This window comes from Bacillota bacterium, assembly GCA_012837335.1.
Taxonomy (GTDB): domain Bacteria; phylum Bacillota; class Limnochordia; order Darwinibacteriales; family DTU012; genus DTU012.
Genome location: DURM01000001.1, coordinates 1 through 5,083, shown reverse-complemented (window position 1 = coordinate 5,083; position 5,083 = coordinate 1). Strand labels below are relative to the sequence as shown.

Below are 5,083 nucleotides of genomic sequence, written 5' to 3'. Positions count from 1 at the left end.
GATCTCTGCCCTGGATAATCCCGGCGGCCAACGCTCCGACAAAGACATCTCCGGCGGCTGTTGAGTCGATGGCATTGACTTTAACCGGCTCGGCGTAATAAACTCTGTTGTCAGCGTAGTAGACAGCGCCTTTATCCCCGAGCGTGATAATTGGACAGCGGTAGCCCATCACAACCAATTTCTCCAGAGCTCTGCGGGCGCTTGGCAGATCAGTGACACTGATCCCGGTCATTTGGGCTGCTTCCACCTCGTTGGGTTTGATAATATCCACATAGGGGGGGAAATCCGGTGGAACCGCAGCAGCCATGGGCGCCGGATCGACAATTACCAGCATGTCCCGGGATTTGCTGAGCTTAGCGGCTTCGTAAACAACATCGACCCCTGCTTCGAACGTTGCCAACAGCACCCGACCGGGCTGAAATATGTCCTGCTTGGCATCGATCTCAGCTTTTGTTAAACTGCCGCTGGAACTGGGGCAGAAGGAAATCGAGTTTTGCCCATGTCTGTCAACTCTAATCATGGCGACACCGCTGGAACCATCAGCTGTGACCACTGAGTCAATGTTGACGCCGCTTTCTTGTAATGAGACCAGGAGTTTTTCGCTGTACTCGTCCTGCCCTAGTTTGCCAAGAAAGCAGACTTCGGCTCCGAGCTGGGCAGCAGTAATCGCTTGGTTGCCGCCTTTGCCCCCGGGGTAACTGGAGAAATGCTCGGCTATGACGGTTTCTCCAACACCGGGGAATTCGTCCACAAACATGACGAAATCAATATTGACGCTTCCCATGCAGATGATTGCTGGTTTGTTTTGATCTGGATTCACTGCCATCAGTCCTTCCCCGTAAATCGTGGAGCAACATAGTTAATCGTTTAACTCGTATGGAAAAATCAGCACTGCACCAAAGATTAAGTGCAGCTGCTGAGATCACCCTGAATCTCGGACAATCAGTTCGCAGTCCAGCATCACCTTTCTTTCGTCTTCCTGTTCCTGAGCTTCTTTGTTGATATCCCTCAAGAGCATTTCCATAGCTTTCTGGCCCATCTCAAACTTGGGCTGGTTGACGGTAGTAAGGGCCGGATTCAGAAAAGCAGAAAAAAAGATGTTGTCAAATCCGGAAAGGGCGATATCATCGGGAATGGATAATCCCCTAGCTTTAACTGCCTCATGGGCTCCCCAAGCCATCAGGTCGTTTCCGGCAAACACAGCGGTGGGTTTAAAAGCAGACTCCAGGATTTCGTCCATCAGCTGATAGCCGCTGTCATATCTAAACTCACCGTGTTTAATGAGGATGTCGCTTGCGTCAATACCGAACTGCTTAAGCATATGGCAGAAGCCGTCCAAGCGGTTTTTAGCGTTTTGATCCGATAATGGTCCACCGATGCAGGCGAACTTGCGGTGGCCGCTGTTGTAGAAGTGAGCAGCGATCTCCGCCCCGCCTTTAAAGTTGTCTATAAAGAGAATGCTTAAGTTTTCGTGCTCAAGGGCGCACATTCTATCGACTATTACAAAGGGGACTTTTACGACAAACTCCATAATCTCGCTTTCCATGAGCCGCGGCGCCACACTGATAATCCCGTCGACATCATGGGAGATCAGAGTATTCATAATGGCTTTTTCCCGGTCGGCTCTGCCGTCAGTGTTGCACAAAAAGATCTGGTAGCCGTGCTTGACTGCAACTTCATCAATTCCCCTGGTAATTTCGGCAAAGTAGGGGTTAGTTATATCGGGAACAACGACACCAATGTGATTGGTTTTCCGGGATTTAAGCCCTCTAGCGATCATGTTGGGCTGGTAGTCCAGCTCTTCAATTGCCTGCTTTACCCGCGCGGTAAGCTCGGGGCTGACATATTTTTTTCCGGTAATCACATTGGAAACTGTGGCTACTGATACACCTGCTAATTTAGCCACTGACGTAATATTTGGTCTCACTCTATCACCTTACCTAAAGCTTATTTCAATCATGATAAACATTACCTTCCGCGAGATTATCGCCGCGGAGGTCGATGAAGTTCCGTCCCCAAGCGCCCGAAACAACATTGTATAAAACTTGGTTGCTGCTGCCGTAAACTTTTAAGGCAGCGAAGCGGTTTTTTGTGGGCGGCTCTTCTGTGTCTAAGATCGTGTTGTCCATAATGATGTTGCCATGGGCTTGGGATACACTGCTGTTGTTGACATAGATGCTTTCACCCCAGGTATCCACGATTGTGTTTCCATAAATCTGATTAAATGAGGATTCCACGAAGATGCCCTGCAGCCTTGTCTCTTTAATGATGTTGTTTCTAATTGTGTTGTTTTCGGAGCTGGTTAAGACAAAGATGCCCCGATCAGTCCCTATTATGGTGTTATTTTCAATCAGATTATTCTCGGCTGAGTTCGGCAGGCGGATGCCGGCGTACCCGGACTGAATCCGCTCATCGGAAATCACGGTATTATTGGCTGCATAACTGTTTCTGTGTCCGCTGAGGTTAAATCCGCCCTGCTCTGGATTGATCACGGTATTGCCGATCAAGATTGCGTTATCGACATTATCGCTGGCGTAGGCGCTTTTGCCGAGATTATCGAAAAAGCGGCAATCAGCGATTAAAATGTTTGAACCGGTTTCGATCCGCACAATTCCGCCGATAAACTCCACATTTCTAAAAGCAACATCAGATGCGTCTTTAAACAAGATCAACCGCTGAGGATTAATCAGAGTCAAATCAGCAAAACTAACATTCTGCTCGCCCGGATTGCACACAAACAGATAGCTGCTTTCATTACCGTACTTGATAACCGAAACTCCCATGCCTTCTCCAATAATATTGACATTGGGCAGAACCGTAAGCTGCGCTGAAACTAAATAGGTACCCTGGGGAACAACGACTGTGCCGAATTCGCCATCACGGTGGTCGGTGAAGTACCGAAGAGCTTTTACCAAGGCCAGGGTATCATCATTAGCTCCATCGCCTTTAGCTCCGTACCAGCGGACATTAACAGCGTTGCCGGTGCCGATTCTCACCCATCTACCGGCAGGACCTCTCCAGCTTTTTATACCCCAGTTTTGATAAGCATCCAAATCTAAAACCGGATCAGGGGCGCTGGTGACAATAACCATACCGCCATCATGAACTTGCGTATTCTCGGCATCATATCTAAAAAATCCCTCACCGCCATCACCGGGTTCATAGAATCCTTTAACAAATACTAAGCTTCCATCAACTGCGTCAACAGTCAACAGCTCAGACACTGACTCAACGATAATTAAGCTATCGGCGCTGGCAGGCACAGATAAGAATACAAACAAAGCCAACAAAGTAACTAAAACCCTTAGATAAGGCTCCATTTACTGCTCCTCCTAGTTCAATCTTTTAAAAACAAAATCGAGTTAAACGATTAACTAAATATTACCATCCAAACCAACACCTGTCAACAATATTTTAATCTTTATTTTATATTTGTTTTGCAAACGTTTCCGGATCCAAAAGAACAACAAAAAAAACGAGCCCGGCCAAACACCGAGCTCGTTTCCTAAAAGGCTGCTTTAAAGTAATCTAATGGGGGGTCACCTTAGAGCAGCCAAAATTAAATTGACTTACTTTTCCTCTCTAAGGACCATCAAGCGGGAACTTTCTGCTGTTGTAATCAAGTTATAAATAAATCCGTAATAACTCAGTCCACCTCAGAACATCTTCCACTACCCCGCCTCTTGCCACATAGAATCTAATCATATAAGGGCGTCTTACACAGCATTATACATCCTGCTTATGATCTGCTTGACCACTTGAACAACATCAGGGTTGTATTTTTTACCAGTATTGGATTCAAGATATTCAATACACTCTGTTATACTTAGGGATGTTCGGTACGGACGCTCGCTGGTCATGGCATCAACCACATCAGCCACAGTGGTAATCTGAGTGAGCAGACAAGGACGCAGATTCTTTCCAGCAGGATAGCCACCCTCACCGTTAGCCCAGATATGGTGATGGAGGATGATCCGACAGACGCTATCATTCATCTCAATGGACCGGGCAAAGTCATAGCCGTGGATAGGATGCTCCTGAATTAATGCGATTTCTTGAGGTGTAAGGGGATCCTGTTTATTGAGAATTTCAGAAGGAACCTCCAGCTTACCTATATCGTGGAGCAGTGCCCCCTGCTTTAGAATCATTATTTCTTTGCTCGTAAGGCTTAAGTGCCTGCCGATGGTAGCAGCGAGTTTTTCAACTCGGCAGGAGTGAAAAAAGGTGAAAAAGTCTAACCTTAAGAGAGCATCCGCTATTCTGTCGCTTATGGATCCGTTTTGAACTAGTGCAGCTGTTTCTCTCAATGAAAAAACCTACCTTCACCCAGGCAAACAAAACCCTATGGCAAGAGGCCGGCAGCTAAAAACATGCCTAAACTATCTAGAGGCGGCTCGGCGATCATAATCGTTACCAACGATCTTAGACCCGTAGCTTTGCGTCCGTCCCTTTCGAAACGTTTGCCCTGATCTCTATTTTTATCTCCTATCGATACTCTATGATTCTCATAATGTTAATTATCCATTTCAAAGGCACTCTTTTCATACTAGTATATTCTCGAAACTTACAATAAATCCTCTGTTTTTATCGAAAAACTTCTATTCATTGACAAAAAACAATCGATTTTACGGTACAGACGCTAATTCACTTCAACCTTGGCATATTACTCGAGCATAACAGCAGTTCACACTGGAACTAATTAACAAGTTTACCGAAGTGATGGGCCAAAGTGTTTAGAAGAAACGATTAGCAATAAAATCATCCAGAATCTATTAGCCGAGACCATTACCCTACCATCTGCTCAACACCATGCTCATATATTTCTCTAATAACAGTTTCAATCTCTGCTTCTTGTATGCTTACATCAGTTATTTCATACCGCTTACCTAAAGCAGTGATTAGATCCATGGCCGTTCCTTGTTCTTTCAGGAAGGTAATGGATTTTTTCAATTCTTCGCTGACGTGGTCAAGCAAAATTGTAACACCAGCACATAGTATCAAGCCACTCTGGCAGCAGCCGGTGTTAGACCACCATTGAACGTGTGAGGCCGTACTCGGTTATACCAAGCGTAGGCAAATTCCG

General features: G+C 46.0%; 5 protein-coding genes and 1 riboswitch. All 5 genes read right to left on the bottom strand.

Annotated elements, in window-relative coordinates:
- Positions 1-826 (bottom strand): ribokinase (locus GX019_00025; GenBank protein ID HHT35547.1); only part of this gene is annotated, 826 nt, incomplete at its 3' end.
- Positions 827-922: 96 nt separating this feature from the next.
- On the bottom strand, positions 923-1,927 hold the full coding sequence (locus GX019_00020; GenBank protein HHT35546.1) for a LacI family transcriptional regulator: 1,005 nt from the start codon (positions 1,925-1,927) through the stop codon (positions 923-925).
- 25 nt (positions 1,928-1,952) lie between these two features.
- On the bottom strand, positions 1,953-3,320 hold the full coding sequence (locus GX019_00015) for a hypothetical protein (protein HHT35545.1): 1,368 nt from the start codon (positions 3,318-3,320) through the stop codon (positions 1,953-1,955).
- Between the two features lie 396 nt (positions 3,321-3,716).
- Positions 3,717-4,307 (bottom strand): HD domain-containing protein, encoded by a 591-nt coding sequence (locus tag GX019_00010; GenBank protein HHT35544.1) that lies wholly within the window; start codon positions 4,305-4,307, stop codon positions 3,717-3,719.
- A gap of 78 nt (positions 4,308-4,385) precedes the next feature.
- A riboswitch (cyclic di-GMP riboswitch) is annotated at positions 4,386-4,475 on the bottom strand.
- Positions 4,476-4,785: 310 nt separating this feature from the next.
- Entirely contained in the window at positions 4,786-4,950 is a 165-nt protein-coding gene (locus tag GX019_00005; protein HHT35543.1) for a hypothetical protein, read from the bottom strand.
- Positions 4,951-5,083: the final 133 nt, after the last annotated feature.